General features: G+C 58.9%; 26 protein-coding genes. 19 read left to right on the top strand and 7 right to left on the bottom strand.

Going from position 1 to position 26,371, the window contains the following annotated elements; all coding sequences use genetic code 11:
- The first annotated feature begins 96 nt into the window (after window positions 1-96).
- The 12 genes from BMY44_RS10410 to BMY44_RS10355 all read left to right on the top strand — a co-directional run bounded on the left by BMY44_RS10410 (window position 97) and on the right by BMY44_RS10355 (window position 10,251).
- Window positions 97-1,302 carry an aminopeptidase P family protein gene (locus tag BMY44_RS10410; protein ID WP_089993673.1) on the top strand — a complete coding sequence of 402 codons (1,206 nt, stop codon included), beginning with the start codon at window positions 97-99 and terminating at the stop codon, window positions 1,300-1,302.
- Between the two features lie 121 nt (window positions 1,303-1,423).
- Window positions 1,424-2,266, top strand: a complete 843-nt coding sequence (locus tag BMY44_RS10405) for a L,D-transpeptidase (RefSeq protein WP_089993670.1) — start codon at window positions 1,424-1,426, stop codon at window positions 2,264-2,266.
- Window positions 2,267-2,384: 118 nt separating this feature from the next.
- Window positions 2,385-3,464, top strand: a complete 1,080-nt coding sequence (locus tag BMY44_RS10400; protein ID WP_089993667.1) for a coiled-coil domain-containing protein — start codon at window positions 2,385-2,387, stop codon at window positions 3,462-3,464.
- Entirely contained in the window at window positions 3,461-3,706 is a 246-nt protein-coding gene (locus BMY44_RS10395; protein WP_089993666.1) for a hypothetical protein, read from the top strand. The genes BMY44_RS10400 and BMY44_RS10395 overlap by 4 nt, the downstream gene beginning before the upstream one ends.
- The gene (locus BMY44_RS10390) at window positions 3,693-4,814 is read left to right on the top strand and encodes a hypothetical protein (RefSeq protein ID WP_089993665.1); all 1,122 of its coding nucleotides are present in this window, start codon (window positions 3,693-3,695) and stop codon (window positions 4,812-4,814) included. The genes BMY44_RS10395 and BMY44_RS10390 overlap by 14 nt, the downstream gene beginning before the upstream one ends.
- A gap of 45 nt (window positions 4,815-4,859) precedes the next feature.
- On the top strand, window positions 4,860-6,797 hold the full coding sequence (locus BMY44_RS10385; RefSeq protein WP_089993662.1) for an AAA family ATPase: 1,938 nt from the start codon (window positions 4,860-4,862) through the stop codon (window positions 6,795-6,797).
- A complete protein-coding gene (locus BMY44_RS10380) occupies window positions 6,794-7,129 on the top strand; it encodes a hypothetical protein (RefSeq protein WP_089993656.1) in 336 nt (111 codons plus the stop codon). The genes BMY44_RS10385 and BMY44_RS10380 overlap by 4 nt, the downstream gene beginning before the upstream one ends.
- 1 nt (window position 7,130) lies before the next feature.
- Window positions 7,131-7,517, top strand: a complete 387-nt coding sequence (locus BMY44_RS10375) for a hypothetical protein (protein ID WP_089993654.1) — start codon at window positions 7,131-7,133, stop codon at window positions 7,515-7,517.
- A gap of 18 nt (window positions 7,518-7,535) precedes the next feature.
- Window positions 7,536-7,925 (top strand): hypothetical protein, encoded by a 390-nt coding sequence (locus tag BMY44_RS10370; RefSeq protein ID WP_089993651.1) that lies wholly within the window; start codon window positions 7,536-7,538, stop codon window positions 7,923-7,925.
- Window positions 7,918-9,282, top strand: coding sequence for a DUF6638 family protein (locus BMY44_RS10365; RefSeq protein WP_089993629.1), 1,365 nt, complete (start codon window positions 7,918-7,920; stop codon window positions 9,280-9,282). The genes BMY44_RS10370 and BMY44_RS10365 overlap by 8 nt, the downstream gene beginning before the upstream one ends.
- Window positions 9,283-9,549 carry a hypothetical protein gene (locus tag BMY44_RS10360; protein WP_089993626.1) on the top strand — a complete coding sequence of 89 codons (267 nt, stop codon included), beginning with the start codon at window positions 9,283-9,285 and terminating at the stop codon, window positions 9,547-9,549.
- Between the two features lie 9 nt (window positions 9,550-9,558).
- Window positions 9,559-10,251 carry a DUF1523 family protein gene (locus BMY44_RS10355; protein WP_089993622.1) on the top strand — a complete coding sequence of 231 codons (693 nt, stop codon included), beginning with the start codon at window positions 9,559-9,561 and terminating at the stop codon, window positions 10,249-10,251.
- Between the two features lie 91 nt (window positions 10,252-10,342).
- Here BMY44_RS10355 and BMY44_RS10350 read toward each other — a convergent pair whose 3' ends face one another.
- Window positions 10,343-12,646, bottom strand: coding sequence for an aldehyde dehydrogenase family protein (locus tag BMY44_RS10350; protein ID WP_089993619.1), 2,304 nt, complete (start codon window positions 12,644-12,646; stop codon window positions 10,343-10,345).
- A 4-nt stretch (window positions 12,647-12,650) separates the two neighbouring features.
- Window positions 12,651-13,619 (bottom strand): deoxyribose-phosphate aldolase, encoded by a 969-nt coding sequence (gene deoC / locus BMY44_RS10345; protein ID WP_089993616.1) that lies wholly within the window; start codon window positions 13,617-13,619, stop codon window positions 12,651-12,653.
- Between the two features lie 220 nt (window positions 13,620-13,839).
- Here deoC and BMY44_RS10340 point away from each other — a divergent pair, with 220 nt between their 5' ends.
- Window positions 13,840-14,892 (top strand): Gfo/Idh/MocA family protein, encoded by a 1,053-nt coding sequence (locus tag BMY44_RS10340; protein WP_089993613.1) that lies wholly within the window; start codon window positions 13,840-13,842, stop codon window positions 14,890-14,892.
- Between the two features lie 39 nt (window positions 14,893-14,931).
- Here BMY44_RS10340 and BMY44_RS10335 read toward each other — a convergent pair whose 3' ends face one another.
- Window positions 14,932-15,753, bottom strand: coding sequence for a helix-turn-helix transcriptional regulator (locus BMY44_RS10335; RefSeq protein ID WP_089993611.1), 822 nt, complete (start codon window positions 15,751-15,753; stop codon window positions 14,932-14,934).
- 65 nt (window positions 15,754-15,818) lie between these two features.
- Complete coding sequence (locus tag BMY44_RS10330) at window positions 15,819-16,265, bottom strand: DMT family transporter (protein ID WP_089993608.1); 447 nt, start codon at window positions 16,263-16,265, stop codon at window positions 15,819-15,821.
- A 140-nt stretch (window positions 16,266-16,405) separates the two neighbouring features.
- Between BMY44_RS10330 and rpe the strand changes: the two genes are divergently transcribed.
- The 4 genes from rpe (at window position 16,406) to BMY44_RS10310 (ending at window position 20,251) form a co-directional block, all read left to right on the top strand.
- Entirely contained in the window at window positions 16,406-17,086 is a 681-nt protein-coding gene (gene rpe, locus BMY44_RS10325; protein ID WP_089993606.1) for a ribulose-phosphate 3-epimerase, read from the top strand.
- A 104-nt stretch (window positions 17,087-17,190) separates the two neighbouring features.
- Window positions 17,191-18,648 (top strand): DUF4153 domain-containing protein, encoded by a 1,458-nt coding sequence (locus BMY44_RS10320; protein WP_089993603.1) that lies wholly within the window; start codon window positions 17,191-17,193, stop codon window positions 18,646-18,648.
- On the top strand, window positions 18,645-19,331 hold the full coding sequence (locus tag BMY44_RS10315; protein ID WP_089993599.1) for a response regulator transcription factor: 687 nt from the start codon (window positions 18,645-18,647) through the stop codon (window positions 19,329-19,331). The genes BMY44_RS10320 and BMY44_RS10315 overlap by 4 nt, the downstream gene beginning before the upstream one ends.
- Window positions 19,316-20,251, top strand: a complete 936-nt coding sequence (locus tag BMY44_RS10310) for an ATP-binding protein (protein WP_089993597.1) — start codon at window positions 19,316-19,318, stop codon at window positions 20,249-20,251. The genes BMY44_RS10315 and BMY44_RS10310 overlap by 16 nt, the downstream gene beginning before the upstream one ends.
- On the opposite strand, the gene malG is transcribed toward BMY44_RS10310, so the two are convergent.
- The 3 genes from malG to malE form a co-directional block, all read right to left on the bottom strand.
- Window positions 20,248-21,138, bottom strand: a complete 891-nt coding sequence (malG, locus tag BMY44_RS10305) for a maltose ABC transporter permease MalG (RefSeq protein ID WP_089993595.1) — start codon at window positions 21,136-21,138, stop codon at window positions 20,248-20,250. The two genes, BMY44_RS10310 and malG, sit on opposite strands and share 4 nt — an antisense overlap.
- 1 nt (window position 21,139) lies before the next feature.
- Complete coding sequence (malF, locus tag BMY44_RS10300; RefSeq protein ID WP_242650522.1) at window positions 21,140-22,681, bottom strand: maltose ABC transporter permease MalF; 1,542 nt, start codon at window positions 22,679-22,681, stop codon at window positions 21,140-21,142.
- Window positions 22,682-22,771: 90 nt separating this feature from the next.
- Window positions 22,772-23,929: a maltose/maltodextrin ABC transporter substrate-binding protein MalE gene (malE, locus tag BMY44_RS10295; RefSeq protein ID WP_089993592.1), complete on the bottom strand. Its 1,158-nt coding sequence runs from the start codon at window positions 23,927-23,929 to the stop codon at window positions 22,772-22,774.
- Between the two features lie 342 nt (window positions 23,930-24,271).
- Between malE and BMY44_RS10285 the strand changes: the two genes are divergently transcribed.
- Window positions 24,272-25,291 (top strand): LacI family DNA-binding transcriptional regulator, encoded by a 1,020-nt coding sequence (locus BMY44_RS10285; protein WP_089993587.1) that lies wholly within the window; start codon window positions 24,272-24,274, stop codon window positions 25,289-25,291.
- Window positions 25,288-26,364 carry an ABC transporter ATP-binding protein gene (locus BMY44_RS10280; protein ID WP_242650521.1) on the top strand — a complete coding sequence of 359 codons (1,077 nt, stop codon included), beginning with the start codon at window positions 25,288-25,290 and terminating at the stop codon, window positions 26,362-26,364. Before BMY44_RS10285 ends, BMY44_RS10280 begins: the two co-directional genes overlap by 4 nt.
- Window positions 26,365-26,371 lie beyond the last annotated feature (7 nt).

Here is a 26,371-nt window from a genome sequence, read left to right as displayed (position 1 = left end):
CACGGGTGCCATCCGCACCGCTTGGCACATCGCCTATGTCCTGAACGCCGGGGCCTTTCGGGGTCTGACCAGACCCCATCCCATGTGAGGTCTGATATGAAGAACCGTCCACAATTCTACCGTTTTCACCAAGGCGAAAAGGTCCTGCCATTCGCCGACACCGAATACGAAAACCGGCTTTCCGGTCTGCGCGAAATCATGGCATCCAAGGGGCTGGACGCGGTGGTTATGACGTCGATGCACAACATCGCCTATTACTCTGGCTTTCTTTATTGTGCATTCGGGCGGCCGTACGCACAGGTCGTCACCAAAACCGAAACCGTCACCATCAGCGCGGGAATCGATGCAGCCCAGCCGTGGCGGCGGTGTTACGGGGACAACATCACCTACACTGATTGGGAACGCGACAATTACTGGCGCGCGATTCTCTCCATCACGGGCGAGGGCAAGGCGATCGGTTTCGAAGGCGATCACCTGACCATCCTGCAATCAGACAAGCTCAAGAACTTCCTGTCGCCCGCAACACTGCTGGATATCGCGCCCGATACGATGCGCCAGCGGATACATAAATCGCAGGCCGAACTTGACCTGATCCGGCACGGGGCTGGTGTGGCAGACGTGGGCGGCTATGCCATCCGCGACGCGATCAAGGTCGGCGGGCGCGAAATCGACATTGCCATGGCCGGACGGGACGCGATGGAACTTGAAATCGCAAAGCGGTTTCCGGACGCTGAGTATCGGGATACGTGGGTCTGGTTCCAGTCCGGGATCAACACAGATGGCGCACACAACCCGGTGACATCGCGGAAGCTGGACGTCGGGGATATTCTGTCACTCAACACATTCCCAATGATTTCAGGCTATTACACCGCACTGGAACGGACGCTGTTCGTGCGGGAAGTTGACGATGCCTCCCTCAAAATCTGGGAAGCCAACGTCGCCGCGCATGAATACGGGATCAGCTTGCTCAGACCGGGCGTGTCTTGCGCCGACGTCACGGCAAAGATCAACACGTTCTTTGCGGAACGCGATCTGCTGCAATACCGGACCTTCGGCTATGGCCACTCTTTCGGGGTGCTATCGCATTACTACGGTCGCGAAGCCGGGCTGGAACTGCGCGAAGACATCGACACGGTGCTGGAACCGGGCATGGTGATCTCGATGGAACCAATGCTGACCATTCCGGACGGTCAGCCCGGTGCCGGCGGCTATCGCGAACACGACATCCTGTTCATCACGGAAAACGGGAACGAGGATATCACGCAATATCCATTCGGACCGGACTTCAACGTCGTCGGATAGTCACCCGAACGTGAGTCAATGTGACTTGCTGTTGCACAATTACACTGCCCCTTTTGGGCAGTGTTTTGCCATTGCCGATCAGCGTGTTAAAGCATGAGTCGTTTTTACTTTAGGTGCTGCCATGCCGTCCAATTCGAACCTGTCCCGCCGGTCATTCGGTGCCCTGATGCTCGGCGGGGTCGCTGCATGCGGACCGCGTGTGCCGGAATCCAATCCGATATCCACGCCATCCATTTCTTTTCTGGATGAATACGGCCCAATTCAGGACAATGGTTACAACCTGCCGCCAATCCCTGCGGAATACACGCAAGGGATCAACCGGCGGATGGAAGGCACGTATCTTGGCGAAGGAGCGCCCGGAACGATCGACGTCGATCCGTATGCCAAGTTCCTTTATCATGTGAAATTTGACGGAACAGCCGTGCGTTATCCCGTCGGCGTCGGCCGTCAGGGGCGCTCGATTCGGGGGCGCGCAACGGTCCGGCTGAAAAAGGAATGGCCCGGCTGGACGCCGACCGCGAACATGCTGCGCCGTGAGCCTGAAGTGTACGAACAATTCCGCTCCGGCATTCCGGGGGGTCTTGCCAGTCCGCTTGGATCGCGGGCGCTCTACCTCTATCGCAACGGGCGCGACACGTACTATCGTATCCACGGGACCAACGATCTTGAATCAATCGGGAATTCCGGCTCTGCGGGCTGTATCCGCATGTTCAATCAGGACATCATCCATCTCTACAATCAGGTTGATATCCCGACAGAGGTCATCATCCGCTCGCCCGAGGAATCCCTGCGGATCGACCCCGAATATTACGAACGCGGCGTGGAACTTCCGCCGAAAATCCTGTCACGCGAAGAACTGCTGAACGGGGCGCAAAGCTGGGACGAACTCGACCGGCTTGCACGCGAAGATCTGGCACAGGCAGCAGGCGTCGCTAACCGCGGCCCACTTGTCGGTGGCAACTAGGGAAATCCTGACCCGCAAATCCCCAATTCCGGCCATGATGCTGTCATATGGCGTTTGTAATGAACGCCATAACTGCCTAACTATTGGGTAACAAACAGCAGACGAGGGATTTCCGGATATGGCCAATTTCGACCAGCAAATTGAAGACAGCAAAGCACAAGTTGAAGAAGCGCAGGGCAAGATTGCAGAACTGACAAGCCGCATTGAGACAGCCCGCCAGAAGATGGCCGAAGGCATGGATATCGAAGTCGATATCGAAAATGCCACGCTGGAAGATGTCCACGCCCACACCGAATTGATGAACGCCAATATCGCCGAACTCATTATGGGTCTGGATGATGTGACCGCCGGTTTCAGCCGTGAATTCGATGAAATGCGTTCCAAAACGACAATGGAAAGCATCGTCGGCTGGTTTTCCGGCGGCAAGTCGGATTCCATGCGCGAAGAGCGGATGCGCGAAGCGTCCGTCGATGACAAACTGCAAGATCTGATTTCCAAATCCGACGTCATCACCAAGCTGCTCGAAAGCCAGTTGAACGTGCTGAACGAGCAGAAGGAAAAGGTCGAAACGAACCTGACCGGCACGCTGGATGAACGCGAATTTACCGTTGGTGAACTTGAAGCGGTCCGCGCCGATATTTTGGCGATGGACCCCAAGATCATCGCCCTTGAAGGCAAGATTTCCGTCGAACAGGACGCGGCGGCCCGCACCAAACTTGAAACCGAATTGGCCGACCTGAACACCAAATATAACGAACTGGTGCAGCAGGAACAGGTCAAGCTGGCCAAGTCACAGACGCTGGAACGCTATATCGAAAAGGGCAAGACCTGGATTGACTCGCTCCAGAACCAGGCTGCAACGCAGATGGTGCTGATCAACAAGCTGCAGACAGACACCAAGCAGCGTGTTGTTCTTTACGACGCCCTCACCAAATCCTTGAAGACAGCCCAGCAGCAGGACGTCGCCCACCGGATCAACGAAATCGGTGTGAAGACAGACCAGGAAGCGCAATCCGCGATGGCCGCGATCGGGTCGGCGACGAACGCCAAGATGGCCGACATGCTCGAAGCTCATGAAGACCACATGGTCTTTGCCCGCGAAGTGCTGGAGCAGAAAGCAAAAGCAGACGAACGCTTTGTGCGCCGGTTTGCCAAGATCGTCGAAAAGCACGACAGCAATCAGTATGGGGATCTATGAAGCCCAGGACATGGGACTGGACCACCAAAGTCATCATCGCGTCGGCTTTCGTGATGGCTGGCATGATCGCGTTTTGGGTCTGGACCGGAAATTTTGCTGGGTTTCCCGTCTTCATGATTGCCGCCGTTGTCTTTGTCGGATTGGGGGCGATCGAACGAATGCGATATCAGCAGCGCGCGCCTGTTTCCAAAGAGGATCAGATGCGCGTGAACATCCTCAGAGGTTTACGTGACAAAAACTGACCTCTCCGACGATCACTTCAAACTTGAAGACACGCGTGTCACCCGCCGCTATTTCGGCAAGTTCGAACGGATCACCAACCACCTGACCAAGGTCGCGGCCACGATGGAGGCCGAAGGCCGCCTGTCGCGGCGCGATATCGAGGCGGTGGCAGGCTATCTCCTCGGGCTGAATTACACATTCAAGGCGCTGGCACATAAGTATCATTTCAGCGGTCGTTTCGCCCACGCGGGCAAGCTGACGTTTGATCGGGTCGAAAGCGGTTTTCCGGTCTATTCCGAGCTGCTTGAAATGGCGAACGACGCACTTCAGTCGCGCAAGCATCTGGAAAACATGCCGTCCGAGGCTGACCTCAAGGATCAGATGGTGCGGACCATCGTTGGCGAACAGGCAATCCCGACAAAACTGCAATACGCGCTGTCCCAGCGGCTCTACTACGAAGAACTGCTGAAAGGCGAACTCTTCTGGGCACGCAATGATCCAAAGGCGGTTTGGCTCGGAAACGAAGGGATGCGTCGCCGGTTTCAGATTTCATGGGCAGTTTATGACAGTCAGGTGAACCTGCCGACGATCTATCTGATGGACGTCGAAGACACCGGCCGCATCGGCCTGCCCAAGGACGAACGCCGCTGGCCAGAAGTGCAGGCGCACCTGATGGCACAATCCGTCGGCGGGCTGAAATTGCTGACCATCGCAAAGGGCTTTGACGAAGATTTCGACGATCTGCACCCGACACGGCTGCGCCGCTTTCACATCGGGCCGATGTATAGCCACGCATTCACGCGCCAGACCGGCCCGCTCCGCGAAGTCCTCGAACAGGCCAAAAGCCCCGTTGGCGAAGACTGGGCGCTAGTCTGGACCGAAGAAGACCTCGTGGCCGAACGGGCCGAAATGGTGAAATCCGGCTGGTTCGGATCGGTGGAACGCCAGATTTTCGCACTCGACCCGTTTGCCGGTCAGGGCGGAGAGACAGGTGCCACCCGAATGGAACGGTCAATCATCATGCCCGAACGCCCTTATCAGGCGCTGGCCGAAAGAAACCCGCCCGGATTCCGCGACGTGCGAAAGTTCGTGGTCAGCGATCAGGGGCGGGTGCTGAGTTATCGGTAACAGCGTCCCCCAAGAAGAATTTGAACAAAGCGAGATAATGACAAGATGAGCCAGACAAGCGACCAGATGGAACTGCGCGAAGAAGACATCCGCGCCCATTACGCAGCTGCACTCGACCTGATGGATGGGTTCGACCACGCGCCAAAGCTGGCTTTGCGAATGACGCCGGACGCACCTGAACGATCCTCTGGCATTGGCACGCGCCGCACCTTCCGCTCGACCACACCGGGCCTTGCCACGCGCCGCACGCAACGCAAGGAAGGCATCCATCTGACCGACCGGATTGAAGCCGTCGAAGGCGGTGACGGGCTTGTCTCGCCACTGCAAGCCACGATCCAGCAGGGCTTGCGCCGCGCCATTGCCATCGCGCTTGCCGTGGCGGATCAATACGCGGATCGTACAGCACTCAAAGATCTCAAGCGCGCCAACCTCGAAGGCAGCCTTGCGGACAGCAAAAAGGCCGAGTTTTCCGAACTGCTGACGGCCGAGGCGCTGATCACGCTTTACGTGTTCGGCTCAGCGACAGCCTTTCTGCTGGGCAACCACGCGACCGAGGAAACCGTCGAAATCGGTGACGTCGAAGAAGTCCTGACAGACAATGGCCAGCTTGCCCTGCACGGTGTGCTTTGGGAGCTTGATCAAGACATCGCACTGCATGCGTCTTCCGAACCCAAGCTGATCGCCACCGTGCTCGCCTATGCCGAGGCGTTGATGGAAAAGGTCGGCGGTCGGGCCTCAACGGCAAATCGGTTGGAACCCTTCAACAGCGCCTCGTGGCGTGTCGACGCGGATGATTTCGTCGTTGACGGCTTCTCGCCCGCGCGCAAGGCGAAGGGGTCCAAACTGACGATGACCTTCAAGAAACCGAACGAGGTCGTCGGTAACCACATCGCGAAATACCAGTCCATGAAACTGGCAAAGATGCTGATGGCCTACGATTTCGAACGCAAGCTGAACCCTTTTGCGGAACTTGGCGGCTTCATCTTCACCTTCATGGGCGACGGTGCGCCGGGCACAGGCAAGACGACACTGATCCAGATGATGGCGGGGCTGATCAACGATTACTGCCAAACGGCAGGCTATGCATTCCGCTACCAGAATCTGTCGACGGACAACATCGACAGCTATCAGGGCAAGTCGGGCCAGAACGCCAAGGCGTTCATCAACAACGTGCTTGATCCGGGCGTCATCGGTTTCGGCACGATCGACGACATCGACCAACTGGCGGGCAAGCGCGGGGATCGGCAATCCTCTGCCGGACAACTCGAAATTACCGCTGTGCTGATGGAATCCTTTGCTGGTGCAAACACGGTTGTGCGGGGCAACTGCACATTCGGGATGTTCTCGAACTATCCCGAAAACGTGGATGACGCGCTGCGCCAACGGGCCGGTGCGCGTTTCCTCGTGGATGGGCCGCAAACGCGGGACGACTACATCGACATCCTTTACCTGCTGATGGGCAAGAACCATGACATCCCCGTCGGAGACCACGACGTCTTCAATGCGCAAGAGATCAAGAAAGCGGTCGCCGCCTCCTTTGAAGGCCATTCCCGCCCCCACGAACAAGGGTTGCTTGAAGTCTTCGACCGGGTGCATTCTGAAATCGGTGAACTGAACACGATCGCCAAGATGGGCACCTACCTGAAAGGCATTCAGGAGGCCGACAGCCGCTTTACGGGCCGCGCGATCAAGAACATCACGGACGCAGTCAAAGTGCGGGCAATGGACTTTGAACTGCCGGACGAATGGATGGAAAACCCCGAACTGTTCCTGTTCAAGGACTACGACACCAAGAAGGCAATGATCGAAGAACTGCGTGTGCCGATCACGGTCGACATGGTGATGCAGGAAATCAACCGCTACGCGGACAGTGAATTCCGCTATGCCGACAAATCCGACGAAGTTGCCATCGAAAACATGGTCCGCGAATTCGGACGGCAGGAAGAAGCCAAGCGGCGCTATCTGAAAGAACAGCAGGGGTGAACGACGTCGTCGCCATAGATGTGCTTGTGCCAGCCTTGGTCTTGGCCATCCTTGGCTGGGTCGTGCCACAGCTTCTGGCAAAGATCATGCCCGAAGGCGTGGCGGCACTTGTCGCAATCGGGGTCCTGTCTTTGCTGATCCTGCTGGTGCTTGCGACGCTGACCTTTGCGCTTCTCTATGCGGTGCGTGGCCATGAAGTGCAAAACATGGCCTTTCTCGCAGCGCTTTTCCTGTTCGGGCGCGCGGGCCTTTTGTCGGCGATAATCTGGGCACCAGTCGTGGCGATCTCAACGGCGAACCTGCCGCGACATTGGACAAAGGAGACGTGGTAGAATGACGGGTCTTGCCGCGCATTTCGCATCTGTTCATGTCTTTGCCTGGGGATTTTCGGCCATCGTCGGACTGATGATTGGAACCTATTTTGCCCGTCGGGATGTGGCGACCGGAACCGGTGTGCTGATCCTCGCGTTGCTGACGTGGTCGATGTTGATCGGCTTGCTGCCACTTATCAACAACGCCTTGCAGCCCGAAGGCCTGACGGGCGTGTTTTCCGGCAGAGGGTTTGCGCAATTCCTTGTGGATGCGGCACCGCAGGCGATCTTCTCCGAGGCACCCGCGCACCGCAACGAAGTTCTGTTCAGCGCAGGGATCGGCGCTGTGATCTTTGCACTTGCCGGGCTTGTCGCCTCTGTCGTGATGCGCGGTGACATCGATGACTAGCGGACAGGGAATAAGCACATGATCGCAGACGGCGGCTTTGGTGAAATTTTCAGCCCACTTTTCTGGGGGGTACTTGTTGCCCTGACGATCGTGATGATCGTTGCCGGTTACTGGCTTGGTGGGGTGATCAGGCGGCGCACGAATACAGGTGTCGGCGCGTTCTTCGTGCATCTGTTCATTTCGCTAAGCGTCGCAGGGGGAGTTTTGCCGCTGGTGGTCTTTGTCGGTGCCGGTGATACGCTGCTGCAGTATGATGCATTCGCGAACCCGGACTTGACTGTGAACGAAGACGAGGTCTTGTCGATGGCAATCGGTATCTTCAGGGCGATTGGCGTCGCGAGCCTGTCTGTCTTTGCATATTTCATCGCCGGATTGGTTGGTATGATGCGGGGTGGCCACAATGCATAGGCTGATCGAAAAAGGGTTGATGTTTGGCAACCTGATCCGCGTGGACAGTCCAGTGCTGGTAGACCGCTACAACCGCGCGCTGGTCTCGCTGATTGGAAAAACCACGACACAGGATGCCTTTCACATCGATATATCGGGCTATTCGCCGGAAATCGGGGATGAATTCGATGATGACCTTTATCTCAACCACAACGGGGTAAACCGGCAATTCATACTGCTGACGACAGAACAGCAGACAGCCCCGCTGCTGAATGCGCAGTTTTCAACCAGTCGCGGCATCTTGCGCCAGTTCATCCGTGAAAATCAGGCGCAGTTGTTTGCCTTGACGGCCCGCGACGCGGTCGCCGGCGAACTGGTAAATTCCGTCTACGAAGTCGGTAAGGCTGCGCGCCTGTTTGACCTGCGCAAGATCAGGATCGAGGCGGACACGACTGGCGGCACGGTGCGCACGGCCAAAAAGCTGGGCAAGATGATCGACCAGTTCAAATCAAAGCCGAATGCCTGGTTTGACGATGTGCTGATCGCAGAAATGATCGGGCTTGCCAAGGAAACGGGTGATGTGACCCGCAACCCCGTCGCGCTGAAAGAAATGTCATTCGATCAGGCGAACTTCTGGACGGCGCATTTCGGCGGGCTGTACGTGTTCCGCGGTGTCGAACATCCGGCCGCGATTTCCGTTGGCCCCAAGGACGCGCTCGGCGAACTTCCCATCGCCTATACAATGGATTTCAAGGACCGCGCGGCGATTGCGAAGTTCCTGCAGCTCAACGATCTTGTGGAACCTGTCGCCAAGGCGCGCGGCATCGACGCTGGTGCGATCCTGCATCAGAAAATGGATTTCGTGGTGGCCGAAGTTGCCTCGACCATGGGCGAAGATCTGACCGGGGCGACCCGGCGCGACCTGCGCCGTCTGGGACGGCATTATGCAAAGCTTTTGCCAGAGGAATGGCAAGGAATGGCGGCCCTTGCACGCTGGGCCGAAGAAGACGGGCCTTGGCCGCGGATCACATCCGACCATCCGGCCTATTTCTATACCTTGCGGGCCAAGCCGCATGCGGACGCGGATTTGGTGAACATGCTGCTGTCCGAATTGTCCCCCTTGGATATCCGGCAGTTGTTCATATGTCATAAGGAAGCGTTCTATCGGGCCTATGCCACATGGCCTGACAGCAAAAAGTCCTACGTCGCCGATTTCCTTGAACGGGAATACCAGGTCGACAAGGCCGGAACGCGAGAGGCCCTGTTCGGGCACGAAGACCCGATGGAAGAACCGCAAGTGCAGCATCCCGAACCAGTTGCACCACAAGCCGATATCGTGGAACGTGTCGGTCCGTGGGGCGCGGTAAGGAGACGGTAGATGGTATTTGTCAGGTTTCTGATCTTCGGCTTCATCGCCATGACAGTCGTCTACGTCTGCTTATGGTTCTATTCACGCTCTGTGCGGCGGGAAAAACTGGAAGATCAATGGGACGCGGAACGCCCGGACGGGATCAGCCGCGACGACTTTGTGAAACAGGGGATGGAGGCCTATCACAGCAGCCTGCGCCCCAAGCTTCTGCTGCTTGTCTATGTCGTGCCGACACTTGTCGTGGGCACAATCCTATTTATCATCAACGCGAATTGAGGCCCTGAAATGAAACGTATCCGCACGATTTTCCGTCTGATCGTTCTTTTGATTTTCGGGCTGGTTCTCCACTATGCCTTGCCGCAGCATGACGTTGTGCGGGTCGTGAACACCTATCAGGAACGGCAGGACCTGAATGACTGGACCCGTGTTTTCTGGGCACGACCGGACGATCAGTCTGCCACCCTGATAAACCGTGACGTCCAGTTCATCCAGACGGTGAAGAAACGCACCATGCTGCTTGGTTTTATCCCGCGCGAGACGACCGAAGTGATGGTCTATCGCAACGAGGACACCAATTTCTCCTGGCCATTCTATTTCAAATTCGACACGGCGAACTTGCAGACCGAAGCGGATGATCTGGTTTCAACGGCAGAAAACCCGAAATGGGCTGTCATCACGCACTACGGCTGGCGCAACGAATATGTGTCCGCATTCCCGAATGCGATTGCTATCAGGCCGGTGGCGAGCCCGGATGTCACAATTATCCCATGGTTCAATATCGGGTTCTTCGTTGTGGTTGCGTTTTTCTTCGGTCTGGTGCGCGCCATGTGGCGCCAGTTCCGCGAGCGTTCTGTCGATCCGCTGCTGGATAGCGCGGGTGACCAGTATGACGAACTGCAGGCCAGCGTGTCCGAACGCCGCTCGCGGATCGGGCGCTGGATGGATACCTGGCGCAAGAAGGACGATCGGCGGCATTAGGTTTTGGTGTGGGAGGGCCCGCCCTCCCACCCCTTTTTCGGGGCGCTGCCCCGGACCCCGGAGTATTTGCGGCAAGATGATAGAAGGCCGTTCAGGCCCCGTAGGGCACCCAGACATTCTTGATCTCGCAGGCTTCGCGCAGCATGTCCTTTGCCGCCGTTTCAGCCGGATTGATCCATGTCCGTTTGAGGTTGCTTGCCGCCCCGTGTTCCAGCGCCTGCGCCAGATTGTGGCCTGAAAAGCTCCACACGGCGTCGATATCGGCGTGTTGTGCGACCTGTGGCGCGAGTTCGGTATGTGACCCCGTCAGAATGTTCACGACACCTGCCGGGACATCGGATGTTTCGAGGATCTGATAGAGTTCCGCCGCCATCAGCGGAAAAGGGTCGCTGGCGACAAGTGTCACGCGGTTGCCCATCGCAATGGTCGCCGCCATCGGAGAGATCATGCCAAGCAGTGGCCAATCGTCGGCACAAAACACCGCGATGTTGCCGACCGGCTCTTTCATGGCCAGTGCGACGCCGCGCATCGGTACATTATGCACCTGCCCGTCGTACTTGTCGGCCCAGGCTGCAAAGGTGAAAAGCGTGTTGATGCAATGGCCGACTTCATCCTTGCCGTCCTTGCCCGTTATGGCCTTGATCCGCTTGGCAAGCTCTTCGCTGCGCGCCGAGAGGTTTTCGGCGATGTAATAGATGATCTGCGCGCGCAGATGGCCGGTGGATTTCGACCAGCCTTTGGCGCTGTTCATCGCTTCGACCGCGTTGCGCAAATCCTTACGGTTGGCCAGCGACGCTTCGCCCAGCAGGTCGCCCTTTGGGCCAAAGACCGTGCGACTGTACCCGCCGTCGGGCCGTGCTTGTTTGCCACCGATGAAAAGTTTCTGTGTGCGATCCAGCCCGCTGCCCGCACCATCTTTCCCGCTGAAGGGTTTGATCTGCTTTGGCTTCGTCGGCTTCGTTTTCGGTTTGGTGTAGGCTGACAACCCTTCCCAGCCGCCTTCGCGTCCGAAACCGCTTTCGCGTACACCGCCAAAGCCTGCAGCCGCATCCATCATGTTCGTTCCGTTAATCCAGACGATGCCTGCCGCCAATTGCGGGGCGATATCCAGTGCGACGTTGATGTTTTCCGACCAGACAGACGCAGCCAGCCCGTAACGGCTGTTGTTGGCGACCTCGACCGCTTCGGAGGGTGTGCGGAAGGTCGTGGCCGCAAGCACCGGACCAAAGATTTCTTCCTGCATCAGCGTGCTGGCGGGTGATAGTCCGGTGATCAGTGTCGGCGGGTAAAAGCAACCATCAGGGGCCGAAGTCTGGAACGTTTCGCCTTCGGTATTGTCGCTGACCATCTTGGCAATCATCGCGCGTTGTGACGGATCGACGATGGCTCCGACATCGATGGCCTTGTCCAGCGGGTCACCGATGCGCAAGGTTTCCATCCGGGCCTTCAGCTTGGCATAGAAGCGGTCGGCGATGCCTTCCTGCACCAAAAGGCGCGATCCGGCGCAGCAGACCTGCCCCTGGTTGAACCAGATCGCATCGACAAGACCTTCGACGGCTGAATCGAGATCTGCATCCTCGAACACGATGTAGGGGGATTTGCCCCCCAGTTCCAAAGTCAGTGCCTTGCCCGTGCCTGCCGTGGCCTGCCGGATTTTGCGACCCACCTCGGTCGAGCCGGTAAAGGCCACCTTGTCTACATCGGCCGCCACCAGCGCCGCCCCTGTTTCGCCATCGCCCGTCACGATGTTGATGACGCCGGGGGGAACACCGGCCGCTGTGCAAAGCTCCGCAAAGACCATCGCGGAAAGTGATGTAAACTCTGCCGGTTTTAGCACGACCGTATTGCCCATCGCGAGGGCAGGGGCGATTTTCCAGGCCAGCATCAGCAATGGAAAGTTCCACGGGATCACCTGACCGCAGACACCGATGGGCGCGCGGTCCGGCAGTTCGGTGTCCATCAGCTGCGCCATGCCAGCGTGATAGTAGAAATGGCGGATCGCCAGCGGTACGTCGATATCGCGGCTTTCGCGGATCGGCTTGCCGTTGTCGAGCGTTTCCATCACCGCCAGAAGCCGGCTGTGTTTCTGCATTTGCCGGGCAATGGCATAAAGCACCTGCGCCCGCTTGTGCCCGTCTTTCGCCCATGCAGCCTGTGCTTTGCGGGCGGCCCTGACGGCGGTTGCAACCTCTTCCGGCGAACCCTTTGTGACACCGGCCAGATGTTCGCCAGTGGCCGGGTTCATACTCGCGAAATCATCGCGCAGTGGCCCCCATTTGCCGTTGACATAGTGACCCGCGATGCCGCCACGATCTGCAAGCCAGGCCAGAGCCTCAGCGCTTGATTCCGGGGCCGGGCCATAATCCATGGTGTCGAAGATTTCTTTGATGGTCATGTGTTCACCCAATCGCATGCCGGTAGGACGCCGAATAGGCACCCGAGAGGTGGTGATCCAGCTGCCGCTCGATATCGCCCAAGAGCGATGATGCCCCAAATCGGAACAGATCGGGCTGCAGCCAACGGTCGCCCAGTTCGTCCTTTATCATGGCAAGATAAACCAGCGCGTCCTTGGCTTTCGAAATGCCACCAGCGGGTTTGTAGCCGACCTTGATGCCGGTGCGGTCGTGATAGTCGCGGATCGCGCGGATCATCGTCAATGTGACGGGCAGGGTGGCGTTCACGGGTTCCTTGCCTGTCGAGGTCTTGATGAAATCCGCGCCGGCCATCATGCAGACAAGCGAGGCTTTGGCGACGTTGCGCAATGTACCCAACTCTCCGGTGGCAAGGATCGCCTTGACGTGCGCATCACCACAGGCCTCGCGCATTTCCTTCATTTCGTCGTAGAGCGCCTGCCAGTTACCGGTCAGCGCATGGCGGCGTGAAATGACAATGTCGATTTCCTGCGCCCCTGCGGCAACCGAGTCCCGAATTTCCTGAATGCGCAGATGAAACGGCGATAATCCGGCTGGAAACCCAGTGGACACGGCAGCGACAGGAATGCCTGTGCCTTGCAGCGCGTCCACGGCGGTTTCGATCATGTCGTGATAAACGCAGACAGCGCCGGTGGTCAGGCCTTCCATGCCAAGCGCCTTCAAAAGGGCGGGGGACACGGGCTGGCGCGCTTTGGCGCATAACCGACGCACGCGGGCCGGGGTGTCATCGCCCGACAGCGTCGTCAGGTCGATACAGGCGATCGCCTTGCACAGCCACGCGGCCTGATGGTCTTTCTTGACAGAACGACGTCCGGGCAACGTCGCCGCGCGCCGTTCAATCGCCGACCGGTTGGCCTGGGCCGCCGTGACCCAATCCAGATCAAGCGGAATGCCGTCGTTGCGGGGTTCGTGGACCTGCGGCAACTGCGCTGTCATCGTCCCCGTTTCAGTTGATTGCACACGCAAGGCAGCCTCCGATCCATCACACTTCAGCGTGACACTTCGCGGCAGTCTTGGCAAGGTTTGACCAAATGGTCAAAGGTTAAAGCGGCAGACGCCAAAAAAGGCGATATCGTCGAAATATTGCAAGTCAAACTGGCATGGGGCCTGCAATCGACGGATAAGTGTTCTGACCCGGACGAAAGGAAGCAAGAGAATGGCGAAACCCCCAGCCCAAAAACGCGTCGGGGTAGGCCTGATTGGGGCCGGTATGATTGCAAAAACCCATGTCGCGGCCTTGTCCGGCTTGCAGTCCGTCGCGCAACTGCGAACCATCGTCTCGCGCAATCCCGAACGGGCGCTTTATCTTGCAGACCACTACGATGGCGCGGCACCGGAATTTTCGGCCGATCTAACGGCAGTCGCGGCGGACCCGTCCATTTCGATGGTCATCGTCGCAACACCCCCAAGCGTGCGCAAAGACGTCATCGCAGAACTCGCGAAAGCCGGAAAACACATCCTTCTTGAAAAACCGGTCGCCCGCACCCCGGAAGAGGCACTTGAAGTCGTTGAAATCTGCGAACGTGAAGGCGTGATGCTTGGCGTTCTGTTCCAACACCGGATGAGGGAAACATCAATCGCCGCCGCCCGTCATGTCGCTGGTGGAATGCTCGGCAAGCTTGGCGTGGTTGAGATCGCCGTGCCTTTGTGGCGTGACCAATCCTATTATGACGAACTGGGGCGCGGCACCTACGCCCGCGATGGCGGCGGCGTGATGATCACGAACGCCATCCACTCCATTGACCTCGCACTCAGCATGACCGGCCCGGTGACACGCGTTCAGGCGATGACGGCGACGTCACCCTTGCACCGGATGGAGGCAGAGGATTTCGCAACCGCCGGATTGCGGTTCGCCAACGGGGCTGTCGGCTCATTTGTTGCCAGCACCGCCATGTACCCACACCGAACCGAGGTGATCCGGCTGCATTTCGAAAACGGGAGCATGCGCCTGGACAAGGACACCCTCGAAATCAGCTGGCGCGACGGGCGCACGGAACATCAAGGCAAAGACGATTCTACGCACGCGGTAAAGCCGCTGTCGGGTGGCACACACGAATGGCATCAAGCAGTTATCGCGGATTTCATCGATGCAATTCGCGTTGGATGCAAACCGACTGTCACCGGGCGCCAGGCGCTTGTTTCCCAGCAACTGATTGCGGCGATCGAGGCCTCGTCACAAACGGGCCTTCCTGTGGATTTGGCCGTCTAGGTTGCGCCATCAGGCGTTAAACGATGCTGAACGCCTGCCTCAGGCGGGTTGCACCACGTTGCGCTGGTATTGCTGGCGGTATTGCAAAGGCGTCATGCCGTGATGCGCGCGGAAAAGCTTGTGGAAATGGGCCATGTTCGGGATGCCGCACGTGGCGGCGATCTGGCTGACCGGTTCGCTATCGGTGGTCAGCGCACGGGCTGCATGGGCCATGCGGATCATGTTGATGTATTCTGACGGGCTCTGGCCTGTGACCTTGCGCATCGTGCGGCTGACGTGGGCATGGGCGCGTCCTGTCTGCGCCACAAAACCGGCCGCCCCTTCCTGAAACACGGGTGCTTTCTGTGCGGCTGTCAGCGCGCGGGCCAGCCAGTCCGGCGCATTCTGCGGGGTTGATCCGGCCTGCAGATCGGCAAGCAGAGGCAACAGGAACGCCTCGGCGGCAAGCGCGTTGCAGGGGCTTGCTTCAAGCACGAGCGCGGCGTGGTTCAGCGCCGAAAGCTGGCGCATATCGCGATGCAGGCGCGCAGGGACGGGGCCAGTCGGCCAGACGCCGGCATGGCGATTGTTCAGTGCATTGACGACATCGGGGTGTACGGAAATGGACACGATCATCGCGTGTTCACCTTTTCCCTGGATCGCGTGCTCCTGTTCGGGCGAGACGAGAATCAGGTCACCCTCTCCCAGACGGTCGGATCCGGCAGGCGTGTGATGTCTGACAATGCCGTTCTGGACCCAGAAGACTTCGAAATAGTCGTGCTTGTGCAAGGCCTTGGGACGGGCCGTTGTCAGGGTCGCACGGGTGAGATGGATCATCGCACCGGGTTGCAGAATGTCAGCGTGGCGCAGGAGATATGTCATAGGTTAACGATACCACAATGCTGCGCTGCGGAAAGTCATAGCTGACATGCGCTGGGCGCAGACATCTACCGGTAGGACACGATCACACCCAAACCGACAAGAACGATGGCAATTATGCGCGAAGAACTGATCTCGCGCGTCTCCAGCCCCATGATCCCGCCACCATCAATAATGATCGCGGCAATCAACTGACCCAGCACCATCGCCGACATCATGGTCACAACACCAAGTCGCGGCACAGACCAGATCGCGGCAAGCACCCAGATCGCACCCATCAGCCCACCCATAAGCGCCCACCACGGCATCGCTTGCAGGCTGGCAAGGCTTGGGCTGCCGCCACGCCCGATCGCAATCGCGCTGAGCAACAGGAAACCGATCCCGAAAGAAAAGGCCGCGGCCCAGACCGGATCACCGATCCCACGGGCAAGGGCCGCATTGGCCGGTGCCTGAAACGCCAAAAGCGCACCCACGACAACAACCATCAACGTCACTGAAATTAGGACAAGGTTCATACTTAAAATTCCTCCGCTTTAATGCGGGAAAGGTCGCAGGCACGACGCAGTTTCCCAATGCAGGTTTTCCTGACCCCCGACGTGACAAGCACGTCAGGGCGCGCTAATGCAGGGCCAACCAATGACATCAGAGGTCTGCCATGACATTCGACCGTTCCATCAAGATCGCACCCTCCATCCTTGCTTCTGACTTCGCGAACTTCGGCGCGGAAATCCAAGCGGTAGAGGCACAGGGCGCGGACTGGATCCACGTCGATGTGATGGACGGGCATTTCGTGCCAGCAATCACATTTGGCGCGCAGACCTGCGCCGCGATCCGCCCGCACATCAAAACAGTGATGGACGTGCATCTGATGATCTCGCCGGTCGATACATACTTGCAAGGCTTTGCCGATGCTGGCGCAGATATTATTACTGCCCATGTCGAAGCAGGGCCCCACATACACCGCACGTTGCAGAATATCCGGGCGCTCGGGTGCAAGGCGGGCGTAGCGCTCAACCCCGGCACCCCGGCCGACGCTGTCGCGGACATCCTCGACATGTGCGATCTGGTCTGTGTGATGACAGTAAACCCCGGCTTTGGCGGACAGAAATTCATCGACATGACAGACAAGGTGCGCCGTCTGCGCAACATGATCGGCGACCGCCCGATCCACATCGAAATCGACGGCGGCGTCGATCCGACGACAGCCCCGCTGGTGGCGGCGGCGGGCGCGGATGTGCTGGTGGCAGGATCGGCTGTCTTTCGCGGCGGGTCTGTCAGCGATCCAGCACCCTACGGTGCGAACATGAAAGCGATCCGCGACGCGATCAGCGACTAAGGCGGCGGCACCGCTCTGCAAAATCTGCACAAGCCGCGTCCCTGACCTGCACCGGTCTGTCCTATCCCCTTTGTCCAACGTCAAAAGACAAAGGACCAAGGGACATGACAGCCAGCCAAGAGCTTTACGCCGAACATAGCGACGCAATACCAAGGGATGTCGCCGCACCGCGCGCGCGCCTTGGATGGCCCCGGCTTGCCGCGCTGGCACTTCTGATCCTCGCCGGTGATCTGCTGCTTTATCAGGTGCTCCCCGGCATCGGGCTGGCCCTGTTTTGCATAACGGTCGCTGCCGCCACGCATCTGTTCTGCTTTCGGGACACGCCGCTCGGGTCCGCGTTACTTGCATGGGGGTTCTTGCTCTTTTCCCTGCTTCCAAGTGTCGAACTGGTGCAGGGCATCTCTGTGATGCTTGCGCTTTTGGGTATGGCGGGTTTTGCTGGGCTGCTGGCAGGCGGTCATAGCCAAAGGGCACCTTGGGCGGCGCTGCGATTTCCGTTGTCCGGCGCGATCATGACTGGTGCTGATGCCGTGCATTTTGCGCGCACGCCGCGCAGGCAGACCGGTAGTATCATCGGTTCGCTCAAAGACTGGATCATCCCCCTGACGCTCAGCCTCGTGTTCGGGGCACTCCTGATCCTCGCCAATCCCGTGCTCGATCTATGGGTCAGCAAGGCGCTAAGCGAAAGCACGCTGCCGTTACCCGACGCCGGACAATTGGTGTTCTGGATTGTGCTTGCGCCGGTGATCTGGCCTTTCCTGCGCCTGTCCGCGATAAAACCAACCCTCTTGCGTAATGCGCCGCAGGTCGCGGCATTCGGTCAGGTCTGGTATTTAACAGAACGGTCCGTTTTGCGGGCGCTGGTGCTGTTCAACCTGATCTTCGCAGTCCAGACAGCGTCCGACCTCACAATTCTCTGGGGCGGGGCGACACTGCCGGACGGGCTGACTTATGCGCAATATGCGCATCGCGGAGCCTATCAACTGCTGGCGGCCGCACTCCTTGCGGGCGGGTTCGCACTTCTTGCCCAGCCGTTTCTGGTCAACCGTCCGGTCCTGCGTGTTTTGCTGATGGTCTGGGTCGGGCAAACGGCGCTGCTGGTGATCTCGGCGATGATGCGGCTTGATCTTTATATCGACAGCTACGGGCTGACGCACATGCGGTTTCTCGCGTTCGTCGGTATGGGCCTTATCGCGGGCGGTCTGGCGCTGATGCTCTGGCAAATGCTGCGCGGCTTCGGGCCGGGTTGGCTGATGTCGCGGGCGGCGGAACTGGCGTTCATTGCCACGTTCGTTGTCGCGCTGGTCAATATCGACGGACTGATCGCCCGGCACAATCTGAACACGGCGGAACTGGAACTGGACGAATACTACATCTGTGAGCTGGGTGCGGGTGCCGCTCCTGCGATTGCCGCCTATAACGCCGAGCACAGGCGCAGAATTTGCGGTCAAACCTACTATCATGGCCCGAAAGTCGCGACACCTGCAGACTGGCGCGAATGGGGCTACCGCAATGCACGTCTGCGCCGTAAGTTGACCGAAATCGAAGGACTGCATTCATGACGACTATCCTGATTGCCGATGATGATGCGCAGATCCGCGATGTCTTGCGGATTGCGCTGGGACAGGCCGGATTCACAGTGACCGAGGTCGCCGATGGCCGCGCCTGTCTTGACGCCTGCGCCAAGGCGATGCCGGACCTGATCGTGCTGGACATCGGGATGCCCGAAATGGACGGGCTGGAGGTTTGCCGCCAGATCAGGCGTGACAGCAACGTGCCGATCCTGTTCCTGACGGCGCAAGGCGATGAAATCGACAGGGTTGTCGGGCTGGAGCTCGGGGCGGATGACTATGTGTCCAAACCCTTTTCCCCGCGCGAGGTCGTGGCCCGTATCCGCGCGATCCTCAAACGCGGCGGGCTCGCCGGCATGCCCGATACGGCGATGAAACGGGGCTTGCTGACGATCGATCCCGAACAGCACAAATGCAGCGTCAATGGTACCGCCGTCACGCTGACGGCGCGTGAAATGGAACTGATCGCGACCCTGATGAAGCGGCCCGATCATGTGATGCCCCGCCCGCAACTGGTGGACACGGTCTATGGCACCAACATCCACGTCAGCGACAGGACGATGGACAGCCACCTGCGCAACCTGCGCGCCAAACTGGCCGAGGCAGGCTGCAACGACGCCATCGAAACCGTGCACGGTGTCGGTGTCAGGATGGGGCCATGCAGCGGCGCGTAGCGCGCAAATGGCGCCCGCCACTGGCCTTTGTGCTGGCGGGCACGTTGGCGACGATCATCGCCGTGCCACTGCTTGCCATCGGCTACTTCCGGCTCGCGGGTGGGGTGCTTGGCTGGTACGAAACCAGCCTCATGCTGTTCTGGCTGGCGGTAATCGCGACAGGCATCCTTGCATTCCTGCTATGGCGACTTGTGCTGCGCCCGGTCTGGGCACTGACGGCCTATGCACGTCAGGTCACCGAAGGGGGGAACGCCGAAGCGCCTGAACACTTCGGCACGCCCGAATTCTGGGAACTGGGACAGGCGGTCCGCGATATGTCCGCCACGTTGCAAGGGCGCGAGGCAGTGGTGCGCACCTACGCCGACCACGTGACTCACGAACTGAAATCACCACTGACGGTGATCCGCGGGGCGGCCGAATTACTGTCAGACCCCACCTTGCCCGATGCAGAGCGTGACAAGCTGCTTGCACGGGTCGATCAGGCCACCGCGCGGATGACGGCGCTGCTGGACGTGCAGCGCGAATTTGCCCGCGCGCAGGAACCGCTTCCGCATGGCACGGTAGAACTGTCGGACGTGGCGGCTGGGCTGAACGTCACGATCATCTCCGACGGAAAACTTCCGCTGCACGGGGATGTGGCGCGCATCGTGCTGGAACACCTCGTGGGAAATGCCCGCGCGCACGGGGCCGATGATGTGCTCTTGTCGCTCGATGATGGCGTGCTGCGGGTCGCAGACAATGGACCCGGCATTTCCGACGGCAATCGGGACCGCATTTTTGATCCCTTCTTCACGACGCGGCGCGATGCCGGTGGCACAGGCATGGGGCTCGCCATCGTGCGACGGATGCTTGAATCGCAGGGCGCAGAGATCGACCTTGTCGCCGGTGACGGGGCAGTCTTCGAGATCCGCTTCCGCTAGCCCTTCACCGCACCGTCACTTAGCCCAGCGACTAAGTATCTTTGCGCAATCAGAAAGACGACGGTGATCGGCAGGCCCGACAGGATCGCAGCAGCTGCAAAGTCGCCCCACAAGTACTGGAATTCATTCAGGTAAAGACGACTACCAACAGCCAGCGTCATCTGATTTTCCGACCGGATCAGCACCGACGCAATCGGGTAGTCGTTGATGAATCCGATAAAAGCGAGCACGAAAACGACGGACATGATCGGCACAGCCAGCGGCAGAAAGATAAAGCGGAAGGTCTGCCAGGGCGTTGCCCCGTCGATCATCGCAGCCTTGTCCAGCGCGGTATCGATGCTGTCGAAATAGCCCTTGATCGTCCAGATATGCAACGTGACGCCGGACAGATAAATCAGGATCAGCGCAACATGGCTGTTCAGCCCTAAAACGGGCGTGACCTCGCCCAGGGCATCGAAAATCGCATAGATCGCGACCAGCGCCAGCGTGGTCGGAAACATCTGGATCAAGAACAACCCATCCAGCATCGCAGCCTTGCCCTTGATGCGGATTCGGCTGAAGGCATAGGCGCTGACGGTGGCGACGGCCAGCACACCAAGACCTGCAATCAAACCGATCTTGATCGAATTCCACATCCACAAAAGCACCGGATAAGGTGGTTCGACCACGGTGCCGTCCGCACGGGTATAATCGAACCCGAAGGCCAGCCACCAATGTTCCAGCGTCGGATTGTCGGGAATGATTGACCCGACCGCGAAATTGCCCTCGCGAAACGAAATCGAAAGCACCATGAAGAACGGAAACAGGATCAGCGTCAGGAAAACCAGCATGAAACCGTGGGCCAGCATCTTTTTGATCAACAGGTCGCGCGGACGTTCAACGATCATCTCAGGCTCTCCCCGACCGGCGCTGGGCAGCACGGCGCATGGCGACAAAATTGGCGTATGATATCGCGGCGACGACAATGAAGATCAGCAGGGTAATGGCACCGGCAAGACCGAATTGCTGGCCCGCATTGTCGAACGCAAGGCGGTAGGTAAAAGACGCCAGAATATCGGTTTCGCCCGCCGGAATGACGGTGCCGGGGATATCAGGCAGCCCGCGCGTCAGCAGAAAGACAAGCACCATGTTGTTGAAGTTGAACGCAAAGGACGCGATCAGAAGGGGCAGAAACGGCGGGATGATCTGTGGCAGGGTGATCGTGAAAAACACACGTACCGCCGACGCACCCTCCAGCGCTGCGGCCTTCTTGTGATCGGCAGGCACCGACTGCAGGAAACCCATCGCCAACAGCATCATGTAAGGATAGCCAAGCCAGGTATTCACGATCAGCAGCATCGAACGGGCCAGATTCCCGTCGGTGAACCACTTGGGCGAAATGCCGAACAGACCGTTCAGGATCAGATTGATCTCGCCGTTGTTCTGGTTGAACAGGCCCTTGAAAACGAGGATCGAAATGAAGGCAGGCACAGCATAAGGCAGGATCAGCAGAACGCGGTAAACCGCTTTGAACCGCAAATGCTCCCACTGCAGGATCACGGCCAGCGCCAGCCCGACCGCAAAGGTCAGCAGCACCGACAGGGTCGCGAACACAAAGGTCCAGATAAAGATCGACACCATCGGTTCGCGAATGCCTTGGGAATTTGCAATCCGTTCAAAGTTGTCGGTGCCGATGTTCACGCGCCATCCCGGTGGCACAGGCGTGCCGTCAGCGGTTTCGAAAAAGCCCGTGTCGTGATTGGCGGTGATCGTCGTGCCATCCGCACGGGTCAGCGTGTCCGGCCCGGTCTGCGTATATTCCGGCGTGACAGTCGCAAAGGTGCGCAGCCCGGCATTCTGAATGATCACGCCGTCCGGTGTCGTCAGGGTCAGGGCCTGCAAGCCGCCACGCAGCTTGATTGCGTCGCGGCGTTCCAGCAGCGTTTCGGGCGGCGCTGACGGGGTCAGCTCGGCCGCTGCCTCACCTTCCAGCGTGACGGGGGTCGAAATCAATCCGCTGTCCGGCAACCAGATGCGATAGGCATCGCCATCCACGGCAACGGCAAATGGTTGCTCGGTCGCAGGATCAACCGTGCCCCGCGACGTCAGCACCTCAACCGTGCGGTCATAGGTCAGCAGGTTGAAGGACGAATAGTTCGTGAACCCGATATAGATCGTGTAAATCACCGGAAAGGCGATGAAAATCAGGACGGCAGCAATGCCCGGAAAGATGAACCGCCCGCCATAGAACCGTTGCGCGCCAAACACGATGGCAAAGCCCGTGGCCAATGCCAACAAGATCGCGCCAAACACAGGCTGGCTGACCTGATACAGATAGAACGCGCCATAAAGCAGGATAAGCGACACGACCGCGACGAACGCCAGACGCGGCCAATCGCGCGCAGCGGCATCTGTCGGGCTTTGAACGGTCATGGTCATCTGCTGGCTCATGCGTTTCTTCGCCAAATCCGTCGCGGACGGCGGATCAGGGGCAGAAACGGGTCCGGCCCTCCCCTTCGTGGGAAGGGCCAGTCGTATCGCTTATTCGCCAAGGATACGCGTTGCCGCGTCGTTCAGCGCATCAGCAGGCGATGCAGCACCGGTGGTGATGTTGGTCAACGCCGGGGCCATCGCCGCCCAGAATGCACCCATTTCAGGGTTTGATGGCATGGGAACGCCATTCGCCGCGACGTCCAGCATACCGGACACCAGCGGATTGTTCTGCGCCTCTGCGGCCGAGACATCGGCAAGCGCGCCAAGGCCATTCTGCGCGTTCCAGATGGCCAGCCCTTCATCGGTGGCAAGATAGTTCTCGATCAGCTCAACCGCGAGGTCCATGTTCGGCGATGCCGCGTTGATGCCGAGTGCCTGCACGCCAAGAAACGGCGGGGATACCTCACCGTTCACGGTCGGGATCGGGGCAACGGCATAGTTGATGCCGGCCTCGTCAAAACCACCCCACGACCACGGACCGTTCAGCACCATGGCGACCTCGCCGTTCTTCATCGCGCCGTCCATGACACCATAGTCAACACCCTGCGGCATGACGCCATCGTCAAAAAGCGATTTCAGAACCTCCGCACCCGCAATCGCGCCGTCCGTGTTCACACCGGTTGAAGATCCGTCATATGACCCGTCGACCTTTTGAAAGGCATAACCACCACCAGCCATCAGCATCGGCATGGTGAAATAGGTGTTGTTGTAATCCCAAAGGATTTTCTGACCCTCTACGTCCATCTCTGCAATCTCTTCAAAAGAGGCAGGGGGCGTCGGCACAAGGTCGGTATTGTAGATCAGCGTCACGGCCTCGACGGCCAGCGGATAGCCCCAGGTTTTCCCGTCGAATTGCACAGCCTCCATCGCGCTTGGCAGAATGTCGGCGGCCCAATCGGCTGACGGCTGGACAGGGGCGATCAAGCCACCGTTGGCCCATTCGCCAAACCGGTCATGCGCCCACAAAACGACATCAGGGCCATCGCCGGTCGCGGCAGCCTGCTGGTACTTCTGCGGCAAATCGGGATCGACGACCTCGACCACAACCTCGACGCCAAGGTCATCCACGAACGGTTGCACGGCTTCAAGCAGCGCTTCACGGTCGCGGTTCGCGCCGGTCCAGATGACGATCTTCCCGTCTTCAAAAGCAAATGACGGCGTAGCTGTCGCCAGCAACAGCGCGGTAAGTGACAGGGTCTTTTTCATTTTTTCTCCTCCCAGAGATTTTCAGGCCGACAACTCAGGTCGCCATCGTGATAAAGATCAGCGAAACCATTGCCCGGCTGGGTCAAACTGGTTCCATTCAGATTTTCATGGCGGGGCCGCGTCAAGATGGCATCCCCGCCCAGTGTGGTTTCCCGCGCATCTCATTGCCGGATGTCCGCATCCTGCGACCGGAAAATGCATTCAGAAGTCCCTTCGATTCGCGGCAACGGTAGCAAACTGAGCGCATCTCTCAAAACGTTTTAAGTCTGGAAATATACTTTGACGTGGGGTCCGTTCTGGATAGTATCCTGCGATATTGCAATCGCTTTGAGGAGGAAGCGGGTGGCAACCCTGAAAGACATCAGCACAGAGCTTGGCCTGTCGGTGGCAACCGTCAGCCGTGCGCTGAATGGCTTTCCTGAGGTGAACATAAAGACCCGCGACAAGGTGCAAAAGGCGGCGAACCGGCTAGGCTACAAACCCAACCGCGTCGCACAACGCCTCGTCACCGGACGCTCCGGTATGGTCGGCATGATCGTCAAGATCAAACCGGACATGAGCGCGGACCAGACTTTTTTTGAAACACTCACAGGCCTCACCGCTGCGCTCTCGGCGCGCGAAACGGATCTCGTGCTTGCGGTCGATCAGACGGCTGACCCGGTCGAACCCTACAAGAAACTGCTGGAACGCGACATTCTTGATGGATTCATTCTGAACGCACCTGTCGTGAACGACCCACGTGTCGATTTTCTGAAATCCCGGGGTATCCCGTTCGTGCTGCACGGACAGGACCGCGCGGATGCCGATTATCCCTATTTCGGCATCGACAACCAGGCAGTGCCCGCCGTCGCCGTCGACATGCTCGCAGCCCTTGGTCACCAGCGCATTGCCATGATCAACGGCGAACTGCGCCACGCCTATGCAGCTGACCGGCTGACCGGATACCGCGATGCGATGGCGCGACACCGTTTCGCGCCCATTGTGGAAAACGGGGCGACCTTCGAAAGCCATGGGTACACGATGGCGCTGGCCATGCTGGCAGGTGTGGAAAAACCAACGGCGTTCATCTGCGCCTCGACCGTCATCGCAGAAGGGGTCATGCAGGCAGTGCGCGACCGGGGCCTGCAGGTGCCGCAAGACGTATCTGTCATCGCACATGATGACGCTCTCCCACTGACCCGTGCGGTCAGTTTTGACCCGGCACTAACTGTCACCCGCGCGCCCTTGCGCGACGCTTGCGAACCGCTTGCCGGTCTGCTGCTGGATCATCTGAACGGGGCAGATGTGGCGGATTGTCAGGTCCTCAACAAAGCAGAATTGATTGTGCGCGGCTCGACAGGGCCCGCACCCACGGAGGAATGATGTTGGACGCTACCGCTCTTTCAGCGCTGGAAACGCGCAACCTGAAAAAATCCTATGGCGCGGTCGATGTGCTGCACGACATCAATCTCGACATGGCCGAGGGCGAATTTCTCGTGTTGGTTGGCCCGTCCGGTTGCGGCAAATCCACGTTGCTCAACTGCATCGCCGGTCTGGAAGAAATCACCGCCGGATCGCTGATGATCGGCGGGCGCGATGTCACGCAGGAACCGCCAAAGGATCGCGACATCGCGATGGTCTTTCAATCCTATGCACTCTACCCGACGATGAGCGTGGGCGAAAACATCGGCTTTGGCATGCGCATCCGCAAGGTGCCAAAGGCGCAGATGGACGCCAAGATCAAGGAAGTGGCGACGCTGCTGCAAATCGACCACCTGCTTGACCGCCAGCCCGCGCAACTGTCCGGCGGTCAGCGTCAGCGCGTCGCGATGGGGCGCGCGCTTGTGCGCGATCCGAAGCTGTTTTTGTTTGATGAACCGCTCTCGAACCTCGACGCGAAACTGCGGGTCGAAATGCGCGCCGAAATCAAACGGCTGCACAAGTCGACAGGTGCCAGCATCGTCTACGTGACCCACGACCAGATCGAGGCGATGACACTCGCCAGCCGCATTGTCGTGCTCAAAGACGGCTATGTGCAGCAGGTCGGCACGCCAGAAGAAATCTATGACCGGCCGGCCAATACCTTTGTGGCAGACTTCATGGGATCGCCACCGATGAACCTGCTGCCAGCCAAAGTGGTGCCAGAAGGTCTGCTGATCGACGATCATTTGCTGACCATGCCGCAATGGGACGCGACCGGATTGCCTGCCAAGCTGACGCTGGGGATCCGCCCCGAACAGATGTCGATCGGCGGCAGCGACCTGCGTATCACCCCGACCATGATCGAAAATACGGGTGCCGAAAGCTATGTGTCTTTCATGCTGGCAGGGGCGCAGCTGACCGCGCGGGTGCCGGGGCGGATGGACGAGGACAGCGTTACAGAAGTGGGCTTTGATGTGGCTCGCGAAAAGCTTTGCCTTTTTGACGGGGAAACAGGCGCACGCATTCCCGTCTAAAGGGGTT

Source organism: Cognatiyoonia koreensis, assembly GCF_900109295.1.
Lineage (GTDB): Bacteria > Pseudomonadota > Alphaproteobacteria > Rhodobacterales > Rhodobacteraceae > Cognatiyoonia > Cognatiyoonia koreensis.
The sequence above is the reverse complement of the archived record's forward strand: the minus strand, read 5'-3'. Positions and strand labels throughout refer to the sequence as shown.

Bases quoted from the DNA above. Each gene is read 5' to 3' on its own strand.
- BMY44_RS10410 (WP_089993673.1), top strand. From the start codon at position 97: ATGAAGAACCGTCCACAATTCTACCGTTTTCACCAAGGCGAAAAGGTC.
- BMY44_RS10365 (WP_089993629.1), top strand. From the start codon at position 7,918: ATGCATAGGCTGATCGAAAAAGGGTTGATGTTTGGCAACCTGATCCGC.
- BMY44_RS10400 (WP_089993667.1), top strand. From the start codon at position 2,385: ATGGCCAATTTCGACCAGCAAATTGAAGACAGCAAAGCACAAGTTGAA.
- BMY44_RS10355 (WP_089993622.1), top strand. From the start codon at position 9,559: ATGAAACGTATCCGCACGATTTTCCGTCTGATCGTTCTTTTGATTTTC.
- BMY44_RS10315 (WP_089993599.1), top strand. From the start codon at position 18,645: ATGACGACTATCCTGATTGCCGATGATGATGCGCAGATCCGCGATGTC.
- deoC (WP_089993616.1), bottom strand. From the start codon at position 13,619: ATGACAGCGCAGTTGCCGCAGGTCCACGAACCCCGCAACGACGGCATT.
- BMY44_RS10370 (WP_089993651.1), top strand. From the start codon at position 7,536: ATGATCGCAGACGGCGGCTTTGGTGAAATTTTCAGCCCACTTTTCTGG.
- BMY44_RS10395 (WP_089993666.1), top strand. From the start codon at position 3,461: ATGAAGCCCAGGACATGGGACTGGACCACCAAAGTCATCATCGCGTCG.
- BMY44_RS10340 (WP_089993613.1), top strand. From the start codon at position 13,840: ATGGCGAAACCCCCAGCCCAAAAACGCGTCGGGGTAGGCCTGATTGGG.
- BMY44_RS10375 (WP_089993654.1), top strand. From the start codon at position 7,131: ATGACGGGTCTTGCCGCGCATTTCGCATCTGTTCATGTCTTTGCCTGG.
- BMY44_RS10280 (WP_242650521.1), top strand. From the start codon at position 25,288: ATGATGTTGGACGCTACCGCTCTTTCAGCGCTGGAAACGCGCAACCTG.
- BMY44_RS10350 (WP_089993619.1), bottom strand. From the start codon at position 12,646: ATGACCATCAAAGAAATCTTCGACACCATGGATTATGGCCCGGCCCCG.
- BMY44_RS10335 (WP_089993611.1), bottom strand. From the start codon at position 15,753: ATGACATATCTCCTGCGCCACGCTGACATTCTGCAACCCGGTGCGATG.
- malG (WP_089993595.1), bottom strand. From the start codon at position 21,138: ATGATCGTTGAACGTCCGCGCGACCTGTTGATCAAAAAGATGCTGGCC.
- BMY44_RS10320 (WP_089993603.1), top strand. From the start codon at position 17,191: ATGACAGCCAGCCAAGAGCTTTACGCCGAACATAGCGACGCAATACCA.
- BMY44_RS10360 (WP_089993626.1), top strand. From the start codon at position 9,283: ATGGTATTTGTCAGGTTTCTGATCTTCGGCTTCATCGCCATGACAGTC.
- malE (WP_089993592.1), bottom strand. From the start codon at position 23,929: ATGAAAAAGACCCTGTCACTTACCGCGCTGTTGCTGGCGACAGCTACG.
- BMY44_RS10385 (WP_089993662.1), top strand. From the start codon at position 4,860: ATGAGCCAGACAAGCGACCAGATGGAACTGCGCGAAGAAGACATCCGC.
- BMY44_RS10330 (WP_089993608.1), bottom strand. From the start codon at position 16,265: ATGAACCTTGTCCTAATTTCAGTGACGTTGATGGTTGTTGTCGTGGGT.
- malF (WP_242650522.1), bottom strand. From the start codon at position 22,681: ATGAGCCAGCAGATGACCATGACCGTTCAAAGCCCGACAGATGCCGCT.
- BMY44_RS10405 (WP_089993670.1), top strand. From the start codon at position 1,424: ATGCCGTCCAATTCGAACCTGTCCCGCCGGTCATTCGGTGCCCTGATG.
- BMY44_RS10310 (WP_089993597.1), top strand. From the start codon at position 19,316: ATGCAGCGGCGCGTAGCGCGCAAATGGCGCCCGCCACTGGCCTTTGTG.
- rpe (WP_089993606.1), top strand. From the start codon at position 16,406: ATGACATTCGACCGTTCCATCAAGATCGCACCCTCCATCCTTGCTTCT.